Source organism: Sanguibacter suaedae (genome assembly GCF_016342785.1).
GTDB classification, from domain to species: domain Bacteria; phylum Actinomycetota; class Actinomycetes; order Actinomycetales; family Cellulomonadaceae; genus Sanguibacter; species Sanguibacter suaedae.
In genome coordinates, this window is sequence record NZ_JAEINH010000006.1 from 40,428 (window position 1) to 60,538 (window position 20,111).

Sequence of the window (20,111 nt, forward strand, 5' to 3'; positions counted from 1 at the left end):
CCCGGGGGCGACGCAGAGGGGTCAGCGCAGCCCGTCGAGCTCTGCTGCGAGGTTGTCGGCCTCGGGGCCCACGATCACCTGGACGACGCGGCCGGAGCGGACGACGCCGAACGCCCCCGTCGCCTTGAGGCCGGGCTCGTCGACGAGGTCCGGGTCCGTGACCTCGACGCGGAGCCGCGTGATGCAGGGTTCGAGGTCGACGACGTTCTTCTGGCCGCCCAGCGCCTCGAGGATCTGCTCTGCCTTGCTCATCGAATAACTCCTCTTCGTTGCGTGGACGAACTCCCGGGACCAAGAGTAGTCGCCTCGACGAAGAAGTCCTGCGAGACTTCCTCAGAGCGAACGACCAGGAGGTCCGTATGGGCAGCACGAGTCCCCGCACCGTCACCGGGATCGGGGTGTGCCCCGGTCTCGCGGTCGGGCCCGTGGTGCACCTGTCCGAACCCGTCGAGGAGCCGTCGCCGGGCCTGCGGCTGTCGCCCCGGGACGACCACGAGGCGAGCGCCGCGACCATCGACGACGCGAGCACCGTCGTCACCGCGGACCTCGAGCACGCCGCGGCGCGGGCGACGGGCGAGACGCGGGAGGTGCTCGAGGCGACCGCGGCCATCGCGGCCGACCCGTCGCTCGTCGCCGACGCCCGGCGCCGTGTCGTCGAGGACCACCTCGTGCCCGAGCGGGCGGTGTGGGAGGCCGCGGCCGAGGTGGCCGACCAGTTCGCCGCCCTCGGCGGGTACCTGGCCGAGCGTGCGGACGACGTCCGGGACATCCGGGACCGTCTCGTCGCGGTCCTCACCGGCCGTCCTCGTCCGGGGCTGCCCGCGTGCAGCGGTCCCGTGGTCCTCGTCGCGGCCGACCTGCCGCCGTCGGTCGCGGCGACGCTCGACCCCGACCTCGTCGTGGGCATCGTCACCGACGGGGCGGGGCCGACGTCGCACACCGCGATCGTCGCGCGGTCCCGCGGGATCCCGGCCGTGGTAGCGGCGCGCGGCGCGTCGCAGGTCCTCGCCGCGGGCAGCACCGTCCTCGTCAACGGCGGGACGGGCGTCGTCACCCTGGACCCCACCGCGGAGCAGGTGCAGGAGGCCCGCGCCCTCGCCGCACGGCGACGCACGTTCTCGGGGACCGGTCGCACCCGCGACGGGCACCGCGTGCAGCTCCTCGCGAACATCGGCTCCCCCGACGAGGCGGGGCCCGCCGCGGACGCGGGGGCCGAGGGCGTCGGTCTGTTCCGCTCGGAGTTCTGCTTCCTTGGCCGCGACACACCGCCCACCGTCGAGGAGCAGGTCGCGGAGTACCGCCGCGTCCTGTCCGCGTTCCCGGGGCGCAAGGTCGTGGTGCGCACCCTCGACTCCGGGGCGGACAAGCCGCTGGCGTTCCTCGCTGCGGACGACGAGCAGAACCCGGCCCTGGGGGTGAGAGGGCTGCGGACTGCTCAGCGGTACCCGGGGCTCCTCGAGGACCAGCTGGGGGCGATCGCGACCGCGACCTCGCTCGAGCAGGCGGACGTGTGGGTCATGGCGCCCATGGTGTCCACCGTCGCCGAGACCGAGGACTTCGTGGCGGCCTGCGCCCGGCACGGGCTGGACGTCGCCGGCGTCATGGTCGAGGTACCCAGCGCAGCGCTCCTCGCCGGACCCATCCTGGCCCGTGCGTCGTTCGCGTCCATCGGCACCAACGACCTCACGCAGTACGCGATGGCTGCCGACCGGCTCCTCGGCTCGCTGGCCGAGCTGTCCGACCCCTGGCAGCCCGCGGTCCTCCAGCTCGTCGCAGCGACGTGCCGCGGCGGTGCCGCGCAGGGCCGGCCCGTGGGCGTGTGCGGGGAGGCTGCCTCCCACCCCGTCCTCGCCCTCGTCCTCGTGGGCCTCGGCGTCACCTCGCTCTCGATGACCCCCCGTGCGCTCGCCGACGTCGCCGCGGCGCTCGAGGTGGTCGACGTCGACACGTGCCGGCAGGTCGCGCAGCTGGCTCTCGCCGCGGAGTCGGCCCAGGACGCCCGGGAGGTCGTGCGGTCGCGGCTGCCCGAGCTCGACGCCCTGGGACTCTGAGGAGCGCGTGCACGACGGGCCGTGGTCCGAGGACGTGGCCGCAGCGGGACAGGGAGACGGGAGGTGCGCTCCGTCGCGGCACCTCCCGACCCTGGACTTCCGTCCGGCGGCAGCCGCCCCCTGCCCGGCACCGCCCACCTCTAGGATGCACCCGTCGGACCCGCTTCGCCCGCCGGGCGTGAGGCAACGCACGCCCGGCACCGGGCCACCCGGGCGTCGACGTTTGCGATGATGGCCGGGTGAGCGACACCACCCCAGCCCCCGAGTCCTTCTTCGCGCTCGTCGGAGGCCACGAGACGTTCGTGCGTCTCGTCGACGCCTTCTACGACGGGGTGGCCACGGACCCGGTCCTGCGCGACATGTACCCGGAGGAGGACCTCGGCCCCGCGAAGGTCCGGCTGACGATGTTCCTCGAGCAGTACTGGGGAGGTCCGACGACGTACTCCGAGCAGCGCGGGCACCCGCGCCTGCGCATGCGGCACGCCCCGTACAAGGTCAACCCCGGCGCGCGGGACCGCTGGCTCGCGCACATGCGCGCCGCCGTGGCGACGCTCGGCCTTCCGCCGCTCCACGAGGCGACACTCTGGGACTACCTCGAGCGTGCCGCGCACTCCCTCATCAACACCTTCGACGAGTAGGACGACCGTGCCGGACCCCGAGAAGCCCGTACCGACCACCGCCACGGCGGACCACGACCCCCTCGCGCACCTGCTCGACGTCCTCGCCCTGAGCTACCACGGGGCCGAGACCGGCGAGGACGTGTACTCCGGTGCCAGCGTGCACCAGCCCAACGGACGCGTCTACGGCGGGCAGGTCCTCGCCCAGGCGCTCCTCGCGGCCGGCGCCACCGTGGACCGCGGACGTCTCCCCCACTCCCTCCACGGGTACTTCCTGCGAGCCGGTGACGTCGCCCAGCCCGTCGACTTCGCGGTCGAGCGCCTCCGTGACGGACGCTCGTTCAGCGCCCGTCGGACGCACGCGTACCAGGGCGGCCAGGCCATCCTGTCGATGATCGCCTCCTTCCAGGAGGACCAGCCCGGCCTCGAGCACTCGTCCGCCATGCCCGACGTCCCGGCGCCCGACGACGTGGTGTCCGCCCACGACGCGCTCAGCGCGATCGACCACCCCAGAGCCCGGTGGTGGTCACGCCAGTCCGCGTTCGACGTCCGCCACGTGCAGGGCTCCCTGTACCTCGGGGCGGGCCCGGAGGCCACCGACCACCAGGCCGTGTGGATGCGCTCGCGCGGCACCGTGCCCGACGACCAGCTCCTGCACCGCGCGGTCCTCGCCTACGCGTGCGACCAGATCATGCTCGAACCCATCCTCCGCACCGTGGGCCACAGCTGGGCGACGCCCGGGCTGAGCGTCGCGAGCCTCGACCACGCCATGTGGTGGCACCGGGACGTCCGCGTCGACGACTGGCTGCTGTACGTCCAGTCCTCGTCGTCGGCGCAGGGGGGTCGGGGCCTCGGTTCGGCGCGCGTCTTCGCCCAGGACGGCACCCTCGTCGCGAGCATCGCCCAGGAGGGCATGGTCCGCGTCCCCGAGGTCTGACGGCCGCTCGCCGCGCGACGCGCGGGGCGCCGTGTGCACACTGGCACCATGCCACGACTGCGCCGTGTCTCCGTCTCCTCGCCCGGCTTCACGCGGCGGCGCTCCGGCAAAGGGTTCACGTACCTCGACACGCAGGGACGACGGATCACCGACCCGGAGGTCCTCGCCCGGTGCCGGGGTCTCGCCGTCCCACCGGCGTGGACCGACGTGTGGATCTGCCCCGTCGACAACGGGCACGTCCAGGCGTTCGGGCACGACGCGGCGGGACGGGGTCAGTACATCTACCACCCGCAGTGGCGTGAGCGGCGTGACCGCGCGAAGCACGACCACGTCCTCCTGGTGGGTGCGCGGCTCCCCGCCGCCCGGCGCAGGGTGGCCCGTGATCTGAGGGTGGAGGGCATGCCCCGTGAACGGGTGCTGGCCCTCGCGTTCCGTCTCCTCGACGTCGGGTACTTCCGGTTGGGGGGCGAGGCCTACGCCCAGCAGAACGAGTCCTACGGGTTGTCGACGCTGCTCAAGGAGCACGTCACGGCGCGCACCGACGGCACCGTGCAGTTCTGCTTCCCGGCGAAGTCCGGGCAGGTGCGCGAGCTCGTCCTCGACGACCCCGACGTCCACGCCGCGGTCCGGGCCCTGCGGGCGCGACGCGGCGGGGAGCGACTGCTCGCGTGGCAGGTCTCGTCCTCACCGGTCGAGTGGCGTGAGGTGACGTCCAGCGACGTCTCCGCGCACGTCAAGGACCTCCTCGGGGACGACGCGAGCCCCAAGGACTTCAGGACGTGGCACGCCACCGTCCTCGCCGCGCAGGGGCTCGCCGACGCCGGTGCGCCGCCGTCGTCGGACCGCCGTCGCAGGTCCGTGGTGACCGGCGTCGTCCGGGAGGTCGCCGCGGAGCTCGGGAACACCCCGGCCGTGTGCCGTGCCTCGTACATCGACCCGAGGCTGTTCGACCTCTGGGAACGGGGCAGGACGATCTCTCCGACCCGGTCGACGCGTGCCGCCGAGGCAGCAGTGCTGGACCTCCTCGGCTGACCACGGCGGCCTCATCTCCTGCGGAAGACCACCGGTGGCTCGACGTACGGCTGCCAGGCCAGCCGTTCCTGCGCGGTGATCCTGCGCGGTCGTCCGCTCGCCGCGTCGGTCACCACGATCGTGGTGCTCGCCCGGACGAACGGCTGCTCGCCGAGCGTCGGCCCCGTCCGCGGGGTCCCCGGGACGTCGCCGTGGATCTCGTAGCAGACGTCGAGGCTGGCGCCGGCCACCCGTCCGAGCCACATCTCCACGCGGACCGGCGCCCGCGTGTAGGCGAGCGGACGCAGGTACTCGATCTCCTGCCTCGCGACGAGGGTGTGGGACGTGGCTGCGGGCCCCGACTCGAGGACGGCCGTGGGCCACGCGTCGACCTCCTCCGCCTCCGGGTGGGCCCAGAAGGCGCTGATCCGCGCCTCCTCGAGGAGACGGAGGACCTCGACGTTGTTCACGTGGCCGTACGCGTCGAGGTCGGACCAGCGCAGGCGGACGGGGACGTGCAGTCGCGTCATGCACCCACCGTACCGGCGGACCCCACGGCGCCCCACGGCGCGCCGCGGCGCGCCGGGCGCCCGACTACCGGCCGGCGAGGGCCGCGGCGGCACGGCACTCGTCGAGGCGCAGCCGCGACTGCTCGACGGGGTCCACGACGGCCGCGCGGGCCACGAGCTCGATCTGCGCGCGCAACCGCCGGGCGGCCCGGCGCGCGGCCCGGTGCGCCCCGACCGCGGCGACCACCCGGCAGACCAGGGCGACGAGCACCCCCCCGACCACCGAGCCGACGACCATGAGCGTCGGGATCGGGTACCCCTCGACGTCCGGCGAGCTCGGGACGGGCAGCTGGACGAACGCGAGGAGCGCCAGCGCGCCGAGCCACGCCAGACCGACGACGAGGACGCCGAGGACACCCCACTGGAGGGCGGACACCACCGACCACCACCGGGGGCGGCGCTCGCCGTCGAGCTCCGTGCGCGCCACGGCCTGGTCCAGGGCGTCCGGCAGCGACTCGTCGCGGACCGCGTGCCGCACCGCGACCACCCAGGGGTCGGGTGCGCCCGCTGCGGCCGTGTCGACGTACGTCCGCACGGCGGTATGGGTCCGCGCTGCCATCGCAGGGTCCGCGGGCGGCAACGAGGTGCGGGCGAGGTCGGCGTCGACCGCCTTGCGGTGGAGGTTGAGCCGGCGCAGCGGGTCGGCCCGGAACCGCCCGACCCATCGGGTGACCGGCCACCCGGTCGCGGCCCTCGCCCGCAGCTCGGCGGAGCCGCGCACCGCATCGACGACCGTGTCCACCCGTGCGGCGTCCTCGAGCGCCGAGAGGAGCTCCTCCCGGGCGCCGTCCTGGACGCGGGACGGCCGCGAGAGCCCGCAGCCGTCGAGGATCGCCGTCGCCGCGGCGCGCACGTCGGCGACGAGCCTCTCCGTGGACGCCGCACGCCGGCGAGCTGCCCGGTCGAGCAGCTCACGGAGCTCGTCGACGCCCTGACCGGTACGTGCCGACACACCGAGGACGACGGCGTCCCGGAGACCGTCGTCGGTGACGAGACGGCGCAGGTCCGCGAGGCACTGGGCCTGCTCGGCGGCGCCGAGCCGATCGATCTGGTTGAGCACGACCACGACGACGTCCGAGTGTCCGGCGAGCGGTCGCAGGTAGCGCTCGTGGAGCACCGCGTCGGCGTACTTCTGCGGGTCGACGACCCACAGGAGGAGGTCGGCACGTTCCACGAGGCGCTCGGCCCGCACCCGGTGCTCCACGGCGACCGAGTCGTGGTCCGGCAGGTCGAGCAGCACGAGCCCGTCGCGGCTCTCGTCGCGCAGCACCGTGCGACGGTCCACCTCGAGCCAGTCGAGCAGCGTCGCGGCGTCACCGACCTCGCCCCCGGCGTCCCAGACCGCAGCGGTAGGGCGCGCCGTGGTGGGCCGGACCACGCCCGCCGGGGAGAGTTCCGACCCGACGACCGTGTTGAAGAGCGAGGACTTCCCGGAGCCCGTCGATCCGGCGAGAGCGACGACGGTGTGGTCGACGGACCGTGCGAGCCGGGCGCGCGCGTTCCCGACGACGTGGTCGGCCCGGTCGACGAGACCCCTGGGCAACCACCGTCGCCCGACGTCGACCGCGACCTCGAGGGACCGGACCCGTTGGTCGAGGCTCGCACCGTGCCGCGAGCGGGTGCGCCGCGTCACCTGTCGGCCTTCCCGAGGAGCCGACGCCAGAGCCCTCGGCGAGGTGACCCGTCCGGGACGTCACCCGAGGTCGCTGTCCCTGCGGGCCCGTACGGGTCGTCGACGACGTCGAGCGTCGCTCCGCGCAGGGCACCGGTCCGTCCGGTGCGGTCCTCGTCGGCAGGGCGGGTCACCGGCGCGCGGCCGTCGCGTTCCCGTGACGCGGCGACCTGGACGGCCTGCGCCGCGAGACGGACGTGCCGCCCGGCGTCCTGCGGCAGCTCCAGCGCGTCGAGGCGATCGGTGTAGCGGGCGGCATGCCCGGCGAGGACCGTCGAGACACGGGCGAGCAGAGCGGTCTGCGCGTCGCGGGCGAGGGACCGCACGGCCTCGTCACCGAAGACCGCCTCGAGCAGCCGCTGCGCGAGGACGGCCGACCCGCCGGCGATCCCCACCTCTGCCCCTGTCAGGCCTCCGGTCTGCGCGAACACCACGACCATGAGTGCCGCTCCCAGACCGTTGACACCCACGGCGAGCAGGCGTGCCCGGCCCCGCTTGTCCGCGCCACGGTCCGCGACGAGAGCCAGGACGTCGGCCTGCCAGGCGCGCACCTGGGCGGCGAGCTCCGGCCGGAGGTCGGCGGACGCCCGGGACAGCTCGAGACCGCCCAGGAGGGCCACGCCCGCCGGGTCCAGCGACCATTCCCTGTATGTGCGCCCGGCCGCACGGTCGACCGCGTCGTGGACGATCGCCTCGAGGCTCGAGGACACCGCCTGGACGACGCGCGGCGCGGCGGCCGGCCGGCCGCGGAAGAACCCGGTGACCCGGTCGCGCAGCACACCGACCTTGGTCTCGACGCTCCGCATGAGGTCACCGGTCCCCACGAAGTCCTGCCACCGGGCGAGCACCTCGCCGCGGAGCAGGGATCCGTCCGAGAGCGCGTCGGTGACCTCGTCGAGGGCCTCTGCGTGCGTGGCGACGACGCTGCTGCGCAGGGATGCCTCCGTGTGCGTCTGCGACTCGGCTGCGTCCGCCACGGACATCGCCCGCCCGGCGAGGTCGTCGACGACACCGTCCCGCGTCGCGGAGATCACCGCGTCCCTGGCCGTCGCGTCGCCGCCGACGTCGGTGAGCCACCGGGACAGCGGTGCGACGGCGCTCTCGGGCAGCATCCCGTCGACGAGCGTCGACTCGGGGACGAGGAACACGGGTGCGGAGGCGAGGCCGTGCTCGGCGAGCATGCCGCGCAGATGGTCGCGGACGACCTCCGCACCGGGGTCCACACGGTCCACGACGATCGCGACCTGCGCCCGACGCCCGGCGGCGTCGTGCAGCATGTCCCAGGGGACGGCGTCCGCGTACCGCGAGGCGGTCGTGACGAAGACCCAGAGGTCGGCCGCGGCGAGGAGCTGGGCGGCGAGCTCCCGGTTGCCGACGACGACGGAGTCCACGTCGGGTGCGTCGAGGAGCGCCAGCCCCGGCGGGAGGGCCTCGTTGGCGACGAGCCGCAGGGACCGGGCGGGCTCGTCGGCGGTCCGGGAGCCAGCGGGGACGGCGCTGCCGGAGGACGGAGGGGGTGGGACGGGGCCGCTGCCGGGGACCTCTCGCGCGAGGTGCGGGAACACCCGGGAGGAGTCGAACCACACGGCGTCGTCCGGGTGGTGGACGAGGACCGGGGACCGGGTGGTCGGGCGCAGCGCGCCCGGGATGGTGACGTGCTGCCCCAGGAGGGAGTTCACGAGCGTGGACTTGCCGGCCCCCGTGGACCCGCCGACGACCGCGAGGAGCGGCGCTCCCTGGGCCTCGAGCCTGGGGAGGAGGTAGTCGTCGAGCTGGTCGAGGACCGCGGCGCGCTCGCGGCGCGCTCGGGGGGCGCTGACCGTCTCGAGGGAGAAGCGGGTCGCCTCCACGTGCGCGCGCAGGTCACGCAGGGCCCGGACGAGCCCGGCGACGCCGTCGAGGACGGCGTCGCCGGGACGTGCGGGTGCGCGGGCTCCGTCAGGCATGGGTGCAGTCTGCCGGAGATCCGCTGCTCGCACCGGTCGAGCGGGGTCAGTCGCGCGTGAGCTTGCGGTGGGTCACGCGGTGCGGACGTGCGGCGTCGACGCCGAGCCGGGACACCTTGTTCTCCTCGTAGGAGGCGAAGTTCCCCTCGAACCAGTACCAGCTCGACGGGTTCTCCTCGGTGCCCTCGTAGGCGAGGATGTGCGTCGCGACACGGTCGAGGAACCACCGGTCGTGGGAGACCACGACGGCACAGCCGGGGAACTCGAGCAGGGCGTTCTCCAGGGAGCCGAGCGTCTCGACATCGAGGTCGTTGGTGGGCTCGTCGAGGAGCAGGAGGTTGCCTCCCTGCTTGAGGGTGAGCGCGAGGTTCAACCTGTTGCGCTCACCACCGGAGAGCACACCCGCGGGCTTCTGCTGGTCCGGGCCCTTGAACCCGAACGCGGCGACGTAGGCGCGGGACGGCATCTCGACGTTGCCGACCTTGATGTAGTCGAGCCCGTCGGACACGACCTCCCAGAGGGTCTTCTTCGGGTCGATGCCGCCGCGCGACTGGTCGACGTAGGAGATGGAGACCGTCTCCCCGACCTTGAGGTCGCCGCCGTCGAGGGGCTCGAGGCCGACGATGGTCTTGAAGAGGGTCGTCTTCCCGACACCGTTGGGGCCGATGACGCCGACGATCCCGTTGCGGGGCAGCGAGAACGACAGGCCGTCGATGAGCGTGCGACCGTCGAAACCCTTGTTGAGGTCGGACGCCTCGATGACGACGCTCCCGAGCCGCGGGCCCGGCGGGATCTGGATCTCCTCGAAGTCGAGCTTGCGGGTGCGCTCGGCCTCGGCGGCCATCTCCTCGTAGCGGGCGAGACGGGCCTTCGACTTCGTCTGACGGCCCTTGGCGCTCTGGCGCACCCAGTCGAGCTCGTCCGCGAGACGCTTGGCGAGCTTCGCGTCCTTCTTGCCCTGGACCTTGAGGCGCTCGCCCTTCTTCTCGAGGTACGTCGAGTAGTTGCCCTCGTACGGGTAGAGGCGCCCGCGGTCGACCTCGCAGATCCACTCCGCGACGTGGTCGAGGAAGTAGCGGTCGTGGGTGACGGCGAGGATGGCGCCGGCGTACGACGACAGGTGCTGCTCGAGCCACAGGACCGACTCGGCGTCGAGGTGGTTGGTGGGCTCGTCGAGCAGCAGGAGGTCGGGCTTCTGCAGCAGCAGCTTGCACAGCGCGACGCGGCGGCGCTCACCACCGGACAGGACGGTCACGTCGGCGTCCGGCGGCGGGCAGCGCAGCGCGTCCATCGCCTGCTCGAGCTGGGCGTCGAGGTCCCACGCGTCCGCGTGGTCGAGCGCCTCCTGGAGCTCGCCCATCTCCGCGAGGAGCGTGTCGAAGTCCGCGTCGGGCTCGGCCATCAGCGCGGAGATCTCGTTGAAGCGGTCGAGCTTCGCCTTGGTCTCGGCGACGGCCTCCTCGACGTTCCCGAGGACGGTCTTCTCCTCGTTGAGCGGGGGCTCCTGGAGGAGGATCCCCACGGAGTACCCCGGGGACAGGCGTGCCTCGCCGTTGGACGGCTGCTCGAGGCCCGCCATGATCTTGAGGATCGTCGACTTCCCGGCACCGTTGGGACCGACCACACCGATCTTCGCCCCGGGGAGGAAGTTCAGGGTGACGTCATCCAGGATGACCTTGTCGCCGTGCGCCTTGCGCGTCTTGTACATGGAGTAGATGAACTCAGCCACTGGCTCTCTGTCCGCCTCATGCTCGATTGCGCGCAGCGGGTTCGCTCTCGCGCGGGTCAGGGGTGCGCCCGCCTGCCCGGTCCGTGAGGTCCGACGCCGCGGGGGCGCTGGACGGGCACGGACGGACGGGCACCAACCCCCCAGCCTACGCCGTCCCGGCGTCGGCGTCCTCACGCCCCTGCTGGGACCAGGAGCTCCTCGCGGTCGGCCGTGTCCGCGGCGCCCTCGTCGGTCGCCGTGCCGCCCTCGACCGCCTGGTCGCTCGAGGCGTCCGACGGCGCAGGCGCTCCCCCGGGCGCCACGGTCCAGACGTCCTCCTTGCCGCTGTCGGGCGTGTCGAGCGCGTCCTCACCGTCGGTGGTCCGCGCGGCACCCCGCGGACCACCGTCCCCGTCGGTCGCCCGCTGGTGGACCGTGTGCCGGAACGTCGCCTGCCCTCGGGAGAGGTCGGGGCCGAGGGCGTCGGCCTCGATGACGAAGGACGACCGCGGGCCCTCCGGTGACGTCCACTCCTCGCTCGTGAGGGTGCCGTGCACGACGACCGGGTCGGAGCGCCGCAACGACTCGGCGACGTTCACCGCGGTGCCGCGCCACGTCTTGACCGTGAACCACGTCGTGGGGCCGTCCACCCAGCGCTCCTCGGCGCGGTCGAAGTACCGCTTGGTGCTCGCGAGCCGGAAGCTCGTGAAGTCCGTCCCGCTCTCCGAGACGAAGTGCTTGGGCTGGGTCCCGACCCAGCCGGCGACGGTGACCTTGGTGTCGACGCTCATGGCAGTCCTCCTGTGCTCCACCGGGACGGCCGGTCGCCGTCCCGTGTGCTCACAGCGTGGGTGGCGGCGCCCGGCCGACGCGCAGGACCCGGACCGCGTGTGGACTACCTCGCCGACGGCGCGGCTGGGGGGGACGTGTCACGGACCGACAGCGCGGACTCGCGGACGTCGGTGTGCTCGTCGAGGACCCGCTGGACAGGCCCCACGAGATCGCGCTCCACGACCGTGAGCAGCGCAGCGGTCGCGGCTGTCCGCACCTCCTCCGCGCGCTGGTCCCCGCGCGCGGCACGGAGCCGGGCACCGAGGAGGACGCTGCCCACGGCGCCGACGGCGGCCAGGACGGCCACCGCACCGATCACGAGCGCCCAGGGACCGTCGGTCTCGACGACCCCGGTACCGAGGAGCAGCGCGGCCAGGCCCGCGAGGACGGCGACCGCCCCGAGGATACGTGCGACGGTGCGGGCGCGACGGCCGCCGACGGACTCCTCCACGCTCACCGGCACCTCGTCGAGGGCCGACACGAGAGAGGCCGCGAGCTCGCCGTGACCGGGCACCGCCGAGTCCACGGACTGCGTCCAGGACGGCGTCATGCTCTCGGTGACGCGCGTGATCCACCGGCTGCGCACGACGCGCACGGCCGACTCCTGCGGCGCGCGGAACCTCGGGGCCGAGGCCGCGCTCCCGCCACCTGCACGCACGGTCGACCGCACGTCGTCGACGACGGCCTCGACCCCGACGGCGACCGCGAGACGGTCGACCTCGCCCTGCGCGAGCGGCCGGGCGTCGGTGAGGACCGAGGAGGGGACCTCGTCCGCGATCCGTCGTCCCTCCCGGTCGAGCTCGTCGGCGAGCCGGCTCGCGGCGACGCTCCGCCGGGCGACCGCCTCGCGCAGCGTCTCCCGGAGCTCCGGGATGCCCTCCCCCGTACGGGCGGACACGGTCCGCACGTCCACCCCGACGAGGCCGTCCTCCCGCAGGAGCCGCCCGACGTCCTCGAGGAGGGACGGCCGTGCGGCCTCGGCGACGGTGTCGATCTGGTTGAGCACGACGATCATCGACGCCTCCGCGCCGGCAAGTCCCTGCAGATACCCGGCGTGCAGGGCCTCGTCGGCGTACTTCTGGGGGTCGACCACCCAGATGAGGAGGTCGACGAGCGGCAGGATCCGGTCGACGATGGCGCGGTGCGCGGACTCCACGGAGTCGTGGTCCGGGAGGTCGAGGAGGATGAGCCCGTCGAGCGGCGACTCGTCGTCGCCGTCGAGGAGGCTGTCGCGGGCGATCCTGCGCTCCGGGTCGACGTCGAGCCAGTCGAGGAGCGCCGTCGCGCTCTCGCTCCACGCGCACGCCGTGACCCGGGCGGTCGTCGGTCGGCGGACACCCACGTCGGCGAAGCTCAGGCGTGAGACGGCGTTGAAGGTGCTCGACTTCCCCGAGCCGGTGCCTCCGGCGAGCGCGACGATCGTGTGGTCGACGCCGAGGGCGAGCCGTTCCTCGGCGCCTGCGAGGACGTTCCGTGCGTGCTCGGCGACGGCCGGGTCGAGGCGGTCGCCGGCGACGTCGAGCGCGTGCCGCAGGTTGGCGACGTGCTGGGTGTAGCGCGCTCCGTGGGTCGTCGCCACCGGGGCTGCGGTCGAGGCTGCACCGGTCGGGTCGGACTGTGTCACGGGCTGCTCCTGAGCGGTCGTGGGGCGGGTCGTGGGGTGCTGGTCGTGGTGCCGGCCCGCACCTGGAGGGTCGGGACCGTGGTGCGGTTCGTCGTCCTCGGACTGTACGGTCCGCGCGGCGGGTCCCGCCACAGCGGCGACGTCACGCGAGCTGGGACATCTCCGCGAGGCGGACCCGGAGACCGACCGCCGCGTCGTCCGCGAGAGCCGGGACCGCCAGGGCCTCCCGCGCGGGGTCCAGCTCCCGGTCCACCAGCGTAGCGGTGCGTTCCGCGAGGTCGCCCGTCACGACGGGCACGAGGTCGCGGCCGTCGTTGCCGAGGAGGCGCCCCACGAGGTCCTCGGCGGCAGCCAGCCCCAGTCCTGCGGCGAGGAGGAGCGCCGCGAGGCCGCCGTGCCCGAAGGCCCGCACGGCAGACTCGGCCTGCTTCCCCGACGCGGGGTCGACGGCTCCCGCGCGGTCCCGCGTCGCCGCGATCCACGCGTCGACGGCGTCGGCGGCAGCCGCAGCGCGCCCTGCCTCGCCCTTCCCAGGTCCGAGGAGGTCCGCTCCCCCGGGCTGCCGAGCGAGCGCCTCGCGCAGGGCGGCGTGGGCATCGTCCGCGGCGGACGTCAGCCCCGCGACGGCCGCGTCGCGCACCGCCGCCACCAGGTCGGCGAGCGCCGCCTCGCGGTTGCGGCCCACGCGGGCCGAACCGCGGGCGACGCCCGACCGGGAGATCGCCTTGTCGAGGCGTGCCGGGCGGACGAGCTGCGCCCATCGGGACTCCACCGCGCCCTCGGCGAGCGCACCGGACTCGACCAGCCTGCGCGCCGTGGTGGCGACGGGCGGGAGCTCCGCACCGGCGGCCGCCTCCAGGCGGGTCGCGGCGAGGTGCTGGGCGTCGACGTGCTCGGCGAGCTCCTCGACCCACGGCGGGAGGGCGCCGAGAGATCCACGAAGTGTGCGGAGGATGACGGTGCGGGCGCGGTCGGCGCCGCCGAGGGTGCGCAGCCACCGGTCGATGGCCACGACGGAGGCTGCGGGCAGGAGGCCCTCGTGGGGACCGGCGTCGGGCACGACGAACAGGGGCGCGTTGTCCATGCCGTGCTCGCGCAGGCGGGCCAGGAGGTCCCCGCGGACCGTCGTCAGCGACGCCTGGGGTGCCCTGTTGAGGACCATGGCGACGGTCGCGCCGCGCTCCATGGCTCCCTCGAGGGTGCGCCACGGCAGGGCGTCGCCGTAGCGCGCCGCGGTCGTCACGAAGAGCCACAGGTCGGCGCCCTCGAGGAGCCGCTCGGCCGTCTGGCGGTTCTCGTCGAGGACCGAGTCGAGGTCGGGGGCGTCGAGGAGCACGATGCCGCGCGGGACGTGCTCGTTGGGGACGGACCGGATCGAGTCCACGAGAGCGGTCCCGGCGAGGACCTCGGCGTCGAGCGGGTTGAACGCCAGCACGGGCTCCCGGGTGGTGGGACGGATCACGGACGCCTGGGAGACCTCCTCGCGCAGGAGCGAGTTGATGAGCGTCGACTTCCCGGCTCCGGTGGACCCGGCGATGACGACGACCGCTGGGGTGGAGAGCTGCTTCAGGCGCGGCAGGAGGTGGTCGTCCAGCTGGGCCACGAGGCGCTGCTGGCGGGCACGGGCGACGTCCACCTCGTCGATCTCCAGCGGGAAGGACAGGCCGGCGACCTCACGGCGCAGGTCCGTCACGACGTCGAACACCGTGGAGTGAGGCTCGAGCGCCTCCGCGCCGTCGGCGGAGTGCCGCCCGGCGATGGGCTGGTGGGCCTCGGGGCCGCTGAGAGTGCTCACGAGCATGATTCTCGCGTGCAACGGTTGCTCCGCCAAGCGCGCGCGCCGTACGAGGGTGAAACCGCCGTCGGGGCCACGACCTGCACGGCACCGTGGGGACGGACGCGCAGCGTGTGCCGCATCCCCGGTATCCTCGCCTAGCACGTCGCGCCGGACGCGGTCGTGCGCGCCTCGATAGCTCAATGGATAGAGCAACGGCCTTCTAATCCGTAGGTTGCAGGTTCGAGTCCTGCTCGGGGCACCCGTCCTCGCTGTCTAGTCTTGACGCATGACCCTGCAGACTCCCCCGCCCAGCGCCCTTCCCGACGGTCCTCCGGTGGAGATCTGGACGGACGGCGCCTGCAAGGGCAACCCCGGGCCCGGCGGGTGGGGAGCCTGGCTGCGCACCGAGGGCCACGAGCGCGAGCTCTTCGGTGGTGAGGACCCCACGACGAACAACCGCATGGAGCTCACGGCGGTCATCGAGGGCCTGCGCGCCCTCACGCGCCCCTGCGTCGTCACGCTGCACGTCGACTCGACGTACGTCATGAACGGCATGAGCACGTGGATCGCGGGCTGGAAGCGCAACGGGTGGCGCACCGGCGCGAAGAAGCCCGTGAAGAACGTGGACCTGTGGCAGGCGCTCGACGCCGAGGTGTCCCGCCACACGGTGACGTGGCGGTGGGTCAAGGGGCACTCGGGCGACGTGGGCAACGAGAAGGCCGACGAGCTCGCCAACCGCGGCGTCGAGTCCGCGCGCCGCGGCTGACCCGTGGTGCTCGCCCGCGCCGTCCTCGACCGTGCGCGCCGGTCGCCGCGGGCGCCGGCGCTGCGGTGGACCGAGGACGACGGGCGCACGGCGACGCTCACCGCGGGCGGTCTCGCCGGTCGCGTGAGCGCCGCCGCCGCCGACCTCGCATCGGGCAGGGACGGGCGTGACCCCGTCGCCGCGGGCGATCTCGTCGCCCTCGACCTCCTCCACTGCGCCCGGAGGCGACCCGGCGCCGTCCAGGCCGACGTCCTCGTGGCGGTCCTCGCCGTCGAGCTCCTCGGTGGCATCGCCCTGGTGTGCGACGACCGCCCCGCGGAGCAGCAGGCCCAGGTCCTCGGGGCGCTGGGGCGCACCGTCCGTGTCGCCCGCCCGCTCGCCAGGACGCTGCCGTCCTCCGCCGCGGCCCAGCCAGCCCCACCACGCTCCGTCACGCGCCGGACCGGTGCCCCAGCGCTCGCGGTCCTCACGTCGGGCAGCACCGGTCGCGCCCGCGCGGTGGTGCGCAGCGCAGAGTCCTGGGTGGGGTCGTTCCCGGCCGTGACCGACCTCACGGACATCGGACCGGGGAGCGTGGTCCTCGTCCCCGGCCCGGCGTCCAGTTCCTTGTTCTGCTTCGCGGCGCTGCACGGTCTCGCCACGGGTGCCGCCGTGCACCTCGCCCCGTCGGGCGCCGGGGCCGCACCAACCACGATCCGTGGGTGCGACGCCGTGCAGACCACGCCCGGCGGGCTCGAGACGGTCCTCGACGTCCTCGAGGCCTTGCCCGAGGGCGCGCCACGCTCCCTGAGGACCGCCGTCGTGGGCGGCGCCGCGCTCCCCGACGCCCTCCGGGACCGTTCCCGGGCGCTCGGTATCCGGGTGGTCACCTACTACGGCGCCGCGGAGACGTCCTTCGTCGCGGTCGACACCGACGGTACGGGCCTGCGCCCCTTCCCCGATGTGGAGATCGACCTGCGCCCCACCGCCCTGGCCGGTGCGCGGGAGCTGTGGGTCAGGTCGCCGTGGACGGCGCTCGGCTACCTCGGCGACGCGGGCGGTCCGGTGCGCCGCTCCGACGGATGGGTCACCGTCGGGGACCTCGCCGTCGGCAGTGGCACGACGGGCGACCCGCTGGTCGTCCTCGGGCGCGGCACCGGCGCCGTGCAGACGGGCGCGAGCACCGTCCTCCCCGAGGACGTCGAGGCCGGCCTGCGCGGCACGCCAGGGCTCGACGACGTCGTCGTCCTCGGGACACCGCACCTGCGCCTCGGGGAGGTCGTCACCGCGGTCGTCGTCGGCGACGTGAGCCTCGAGGACCTCGAGACCACCGCCCGGGAGCGGTTGGCGCCTGCGCAGCGACCCCGTCGCTGGTACGTCGCAGGGTCGCTGCCCACCACGGGCACGGGCAAGGTGGCGCGCGACGACGTCCGCGCCGTCCTCCTCGAGGACGGCGCCGACCCGGCAGGCGGCAGGTGGCGGCGCCTGCGACGGGATCCCGGGGACGGACGGCTAGGCTCGGTCGGGTGATCGAGAAGAAGAGCCCCGCCCAGATCGAGAAGATGCGCGAGGCCGGCCGTGTCGTCGCCCGCGCCCACGAGGCCATGGAGGCCGCTGCCGGCGTGGGGGTGACGCTCCGCGAGATCGACGCCGTGGGCGCCGCGGTCCTCGCCGAGCACGGCGCCACGTCGCCGTTCCTCGACTACCACCCCGACTGGGCGCCCGTGCCGTTCCCCGGCGTGATCTGCGCGTCGGTGAACGACGCCATCGTCCACGGCATCCCCACGGACTACGCCCTCCAGGACGGGGACCTCCTCAGCGTCGACTTCGGTGCCGTCCTCGACGGGTGGTGCGGCGACGCGGCCCGCAGCTACGTGGTGGGGACACCGCGGCCCGGCGACCAGGAGCTCGTCGACGTCACGCGTGCCGCCCTCGACGCGGGCATCGCCGCCGCCCGGCCGGGCAACACCATCGGGGACATCGGGTACGCCGTCGCCAAGGTGGCGCGCGACGCGCGCGTCGGGATCCTCGACGACCACGGCGGTCACGGGATCGGCTCCGAGATGCACATGGACCCGTTCATCCCCAACGTGGGACGCCGCGGCAAGGGCATGAAGCTCGTCCCCGGCCTGACCATCGCCATCGAGCCCATGTTCATCGCCGACGGGCGCGGCAGCTACACGCACGACGCCGACGGCTGGACCCTGCGCTCCACCAAGGGGGCCCGCGCTGCCCACTGGGAGCACACGATCGTCATCACCGCCGACGGCCCGCAGATCCTCACGGCCCTGTGACAACGCCGGTGCACCCGGCAGCGACAGCGTGACCGACGACTACCGCACCCCGGTCGTCGTCGCCGCGCGGAGGACCTTCGTGGGCACCGCCGGCAAGGGGCACCGCGGTCTCCTGGTCGACGAGCTCGCCGCGCCGGTCCTCGTCGCGGCCCTCGACGACGCCCGGCGCGCCGGGACCACGGCGCCGGTCGACGACGTGGTCCTCGGCAACTGCACCGGCCCCGGCGGGAACGTCGCCCGGGTCGCCGCGCTCCGTGCCGGGCTCGGCGATCGCGTGCCGGGCATGGTCGTCGACCGCCAGTGCGGCAGCGGCCTCGCGGCGATCCTCACGGCGTCCCACGCCGTGCGCTCCGGAGCGGTGGACCTCGTCCTCGCCGGTGGCGCCGAGAGCGCCTCCACCGCCCCGGAGCGGTGGCACCGGCCCGGCCAGGCTCCCGGACGCGCCAACGCCGACGCCCAGCCCTTCGCCCGTGCGCCCTTCGCGCCGGAGGGCTCCCCGGACCCGGAGATGGGGGCGGCCGCCGACGTCCTCGCCGCCGCCCGAGGGATCTCGCGCGACCGCCAGGACGCCTACGCCCTGGCGAGCCACCGCAAGGCTCTCGCCGCCCACGCGGCCGGCCGGTTCGACCGCGAGACCGTCACCCTGGGCACGGTGGTCCGCGACGAGCGGGCACGGGTCCTCGACCCAGCTCTCCTCGCCCGCCTGCGCCCCGCCTTCGGGGGGACCGTGACCGCCGCGACCGCGAGCCCGGTGAGCGACGGGGCCGCCGCCGTCGCCGTCGTGCCGGAGAGCTCGCGGCACGGAGCCCCGGGTCTGCGCGTGCTCGACGGGGTGGTCGTCGGGTGCGACCCGGCGCTGCCGGGATGGGGTCCGGTCCCCGCAGTCCAGCACCTGCTGGCCCGGACGGGGCGTTCCCTCGACGAGGTCGCGGTCGTCGAGATCGTCGAGGCCTTCGCCGCGCAGGTCCTCGCCGTCACGGACGCGCTCGGCCTCGACACCGCCGGACGGGACTCCGGGCGCGTCTGTCCCGACGGCGGGGCGCTCGCCCTCGGCCACCCGTGGGGCGCGAGCGGGGCGATCGCCGTCACCCGCCTCTTCTCCCGCCTCGTGCGGGGCGGTGCGCCGGCCGGGACGCTGGGGCTCGCGACCGCCGCCATCGGGGGCGGGTCGGGCATCGCGGTGCTGCTCGAGGTCGTGCGCTGAACGGTCGCCCTCCCCGGCGGACGGGCGCCGGGCGTCAGTCGTCGACCCGCTCCCCCTCGTGGACGGTCTCGGCGGGCCCGCCGCTCACCCAGGTGTGCACCCCGACCACGACGCCGAGGACCGCGACCGCCAGGCACACGGACGCCACGACGTCCGTGACGAAGTGGTAGCCCAGGTAGAGGCGGCTGGCACCGACCACGGCGACGACCGCGAGGCTCGTCACCGCCCACACCACGAGACGCCTGCCCGTCCTGTGGCGCGCCCACACGAGGTAGCCGCTCACGAGGACCAGGGTCGCGGCACCGATCGTGTGCCCCGACGGGAACGAGAACGAGGTCTCCACCCCGGCGACCGTCATCGACTCCGCCGGGGGACGTGGACGGGCGATGACCGCCTTGAGCACGGTCGAGACGAGCGTGGACAGGAGCATCGCACCGACGAGGAGGAGCGGGTCGCGCCATGCGCCCGACACCCGCCACCACACGACGCACCCGACGGCGACCACCACCGGCAGCACGTACGGGCCGAACCCGTTCGTCACCACGGTGAAGAACGTCGTCGCCGCAGGGGTGCGGTGGTCCACCACCCATCCCAGGACCGCGTCGTCGGCGACCCACAGATCCTCACGCTCACGGACGGCCTCGAGCACACCGGCGAAGCCTGCGGCGCCGAGGACGACGAGGACCGTCGCCGGGCCGAGGACGACGAGCAGGCGCCACCAGTCGGTTCGGAGCATCGGACGATGCTACCGACGCACCCGCGGCTCCGCCCGCCGGGGAGGGCCGCCCGGACGCCACCACCCGGAGAAAAAGCCGTGCGGCCGACGGGGTCAGCGTGGTTGTTTTGTCCCACACCGCGGTGACGTCAGGGCAGCGGAGTCGACGCCCAAGCCCATCCCACGACAGTCACGGAAGTCATACCATGAACGACCAGTCCTTCGGGTCCATCGACCCGTACCTCCGCTACCAGCTCGCGTCCCGCGAGCACGAGGAGCGCGTGCTCGCGGCGCAGAGGCGCAGGGAGCAGAGCCGGCCCGACGTCCCGCCCCGGGTGGCCCGGCGCCGTCCTCCCCGGTTCCTGCGCAGGCGCGCATGACCCTCCCCGAAGGCCCCGCCGGTGCCCCAC

The 20,111-nt window shown here is 74.3% G+C and carries 17 protein-coding genes, 1 tRNA gene and 1 pseudogene; 10 read left to right on the forward strand and 9 right to left on the reverse strand.

Annotated features, from left to right (window positions below; translation table 11 throughout):
* Window positions 1-21: 21 nt before the first annotated feature.
* Window positions 22-255, reverse strand: a pseudogene (locus JAV76_RS08560) (PTS sugar transporter subunit IIB); the annotation flags it as partial.
* Window positions 256-359: 104 nt separating this feature from the next.
* On the opposite strand from JAV76_RS08560, the gene ptsP reads away from it, so the two are divergent.
* The 4 genes from ptsP to JAV76_RS08580 all read left to right on the forward strand — a co-directional run bounded on the left by ptsP (window position 360) and on the right by JAV76_RS08580 (window position 4,637).
* Window positions 360-2,051: a phosphoenolpyruvate--protein phosphotransferase gene (gene ptsP / locus JAV76_RS08565; RefSeq protein ID WP_198733629.1), complete on the forward strand. Its 1,692-nt coding sequence runs from the start codon at window positions 360-362 to the stop codon at window positions 2,049-2,051.
* A gap of 239 nt (window positions 2,052-2,290) precedes the next feature.
* Window positions 2,291-2,689, forward strand: coding sequence for a globin (locus JAV76_RS08570; RefSeq protein ID WP_198733630.1), 399 nt, complete (start codon window positions 2,291-2,293; stop codon window positions 2,687-2,689).
* A gap of 7 nt (window positions 2,690-2,696) precedes the next feature.
* The gene (locus tag JAV76_RS08575) at window positions 2,697-3,605 is read left to right on the forward strand and encodes an acyl-CoA thioesterase (RefSeq protein ID WP_198733631.1); all 909 of its coding nucleotides are present in this window, start codon (window positions 2,697-2,699) and stop codon (window positions 3,603-3,605) included.
* A gap of 48 nt (window positions 3,606-3,653) precedes the next feature.
* Window positions 3,654-4,637, forward strand: a complete 984-nt coding sequence (locus JAV76_RS08580; protein ID WP_198733632.1) for a DNA topoisomerase IB — start codon at window positions 3,654-3,656, stop codon at window positions 4,635-4,637.
* An 11-nt stretch (window positions 4,638-4,648) separates the two neighbouring features.
* Here JAV76_RS08580 and JAV76_RS08585 read toward each other — a convergent pair whose 3' ends face one another.
* From JAV76_RS08585 to JAV76_RS08615, 7 genes are all read right to left on the reverse strand, one after another.
* On the reverse strand, window positions 4,649-5,146 hold the full coding sequence (locus tag JAV76_RS08585) for an acyl-CoA thioesterase (RefSeq protein ID WP_198733633.1): 498 nt from the start codon (window positions 5,144-5,146) through the stop codon (window positions 4,649-4,651).
* Between the two features lie 64 nt (window positions 5,147-5,210).
* Entirely contained in the window at window positions 5,211-6,818 is a 1,608-nt protein-coding gene (locus tag JAV76_RS08590; RefSeq protein WP_307844096.1) for a GTPase, read from the reverse strand.
* Window positions 6,815-8,803, reverse strand: a complete 1,989-nt coding sequence (locus JAV76_RS08595) for a GTPase domain-containing protein (protein ID WP_198733634.1) — start codon at window positions 8,801-8,803, stop codon at window positions 6,815-6,817. Before JAV76_RS08595 ends, JAV76_RS08590 begins: the two co-directional genes overlap by 4 nt.
* A gap of 46 nt (window positions 8,804-8,849) precedes the next feature.
* A complete protein-coding gene (ettA, locus tag JAV76_RS08600) occupies window positions 8,850-10,532 on the reverse strand; it encodes an energy-dependent translational throttle protein EttA (protein ID WP_198733635.1) in 1,683 nt (560 codons plus the stop codon).
* 170 nt (window positions 10,533-10,702) lie between these two features.
* Window positions 10,703-11,302: a single-stranded DNA-binding protein gene (locus tag JAV76_RS08605; RefSeq protein ID WP_198733636.1), complete on the reverse strand. Its 600-nt coding sequence runs from the start codon at window positions 11,300-11,302 to the stop codon at window positions 10,703-10,705.
* A 104-nt stretch (window positions 11,303-11,406) separates the two neighbouring features.
* Window positions 11,407-12,966, reverse strand: a complete 1,560-nt coding sequence (locus tag JAV76_RS08610) for a P-loop NTPase family protein (RefSeq protein WP_198733637.1) — start codon at window positions 12,964-12,966, stop codon at window positions 11,407-11,409.
* Between the two features lie 142 nt (window positions 12,967-13,108).
* Window positions 13,109-14,761: a GTPase domain-containing protein gene (locus tag JAV76_RS08615; protein ID WP_198733638.1), complete on the reverse strand. Its 1,653-nt coding sequence runs from the start codon at window positions 14,759-14,761 to the stop codon at window positions 13,109-13,111.
* Between the two features lie 168 nt (window positions 14,762-14,929).
* On the opposite strand from JAV76_RS08615, the gene JAV76_RS08620 reads away from it, so the two are divergent.
* The 5 genes from JAV76_RS08620 (at window position 14,930) to JAV76_RS08640 (ending at window position 18,986) form a co-directional block, all read left to right on the forward strand.
* Window positions 14,930-15,002: transfer RNA gene (locus tag JAV76_RS08620), tRNA-Arg, on the forward strand.
* Window positions 15,003-15,029: 27 nt separating this feature from the next.
* Window positions 15,030-15,509, forward strand: coding sequence for a ribonuclease HI (rnhA, locus tag JAV76_RS08625; RefSeq protein ID WP_198733639.1), 480 nt, complete (start codon window positions 15,030-15,032; stop codon window positions 15,507-15,509).
* A gap of 3 nt (window positions 15,510-15,512) precedes the next feature.
* Window positions 15,513-17,018: a class I adenylate-forming enzyme family protein gene (locus tag JAV76_RS08630; protein WP_198733640.1), complete on the forward strand. Its 1,506-nt coding sequence runs from the start codon at window positions 15,513-15,515 to the stop codon at window positions 17,016-17,018.
* Window positions 17,015-17,782, forward strand: coding sequence for a type I methionyl aminopeptidase (gene map, locus JAV76_RS08635; protein WP_198733641.1), 768 nt, complete (start codon window positions 17,015-17,017; stop codon window positions 17,780-17,782). Before JAV76_RS08630 ends, map begins: the two co-directional genes overlap by 4 nt.
* Before the next feature lie 28 nt (window positions 17,783-17,810).
* A complete protein-coding gene (locus JAV76_RS08640; protein WP_198733642.1) occupies window positions 17,811-18,986 on the forward strand; it encodes a thiolase family protein in 1,176 nt (391 codons plus the stop codon).
* Window positions 18,987-19,020: 34 nt separating this feature from the next.
* On the opposite strand, the gene JAV76_RS08645 is transcribed toward JAV76_RS08640, so the two are convergent.
* Complete coding sequence (locus JAV76_RS08645) at window positions 19,021-19,722, reverse strand: phosphatase PAP2 family protein (protein WP_198733643.1); 702 nt, start codon at window positions 19,720-19,722, stop codon at window positions 19,021-19,023.
* Between the two features lie 185 nt (window positions 19,723-19,907).
* Between JAV76_RS08645 and JAV76_RS08650 the strand changes: the two genes are divergently transcribed.
* Entirely contained in the window at window positions 19,908-20,081 is a 174-nt protein-coding gene (locus JAV76_RS08650) for a hypothetical protein (protein ID WP_198733644.1), read from the forward strand.
* Window positions 20,082-20,111: the final 30 nt, after the last annotated feature.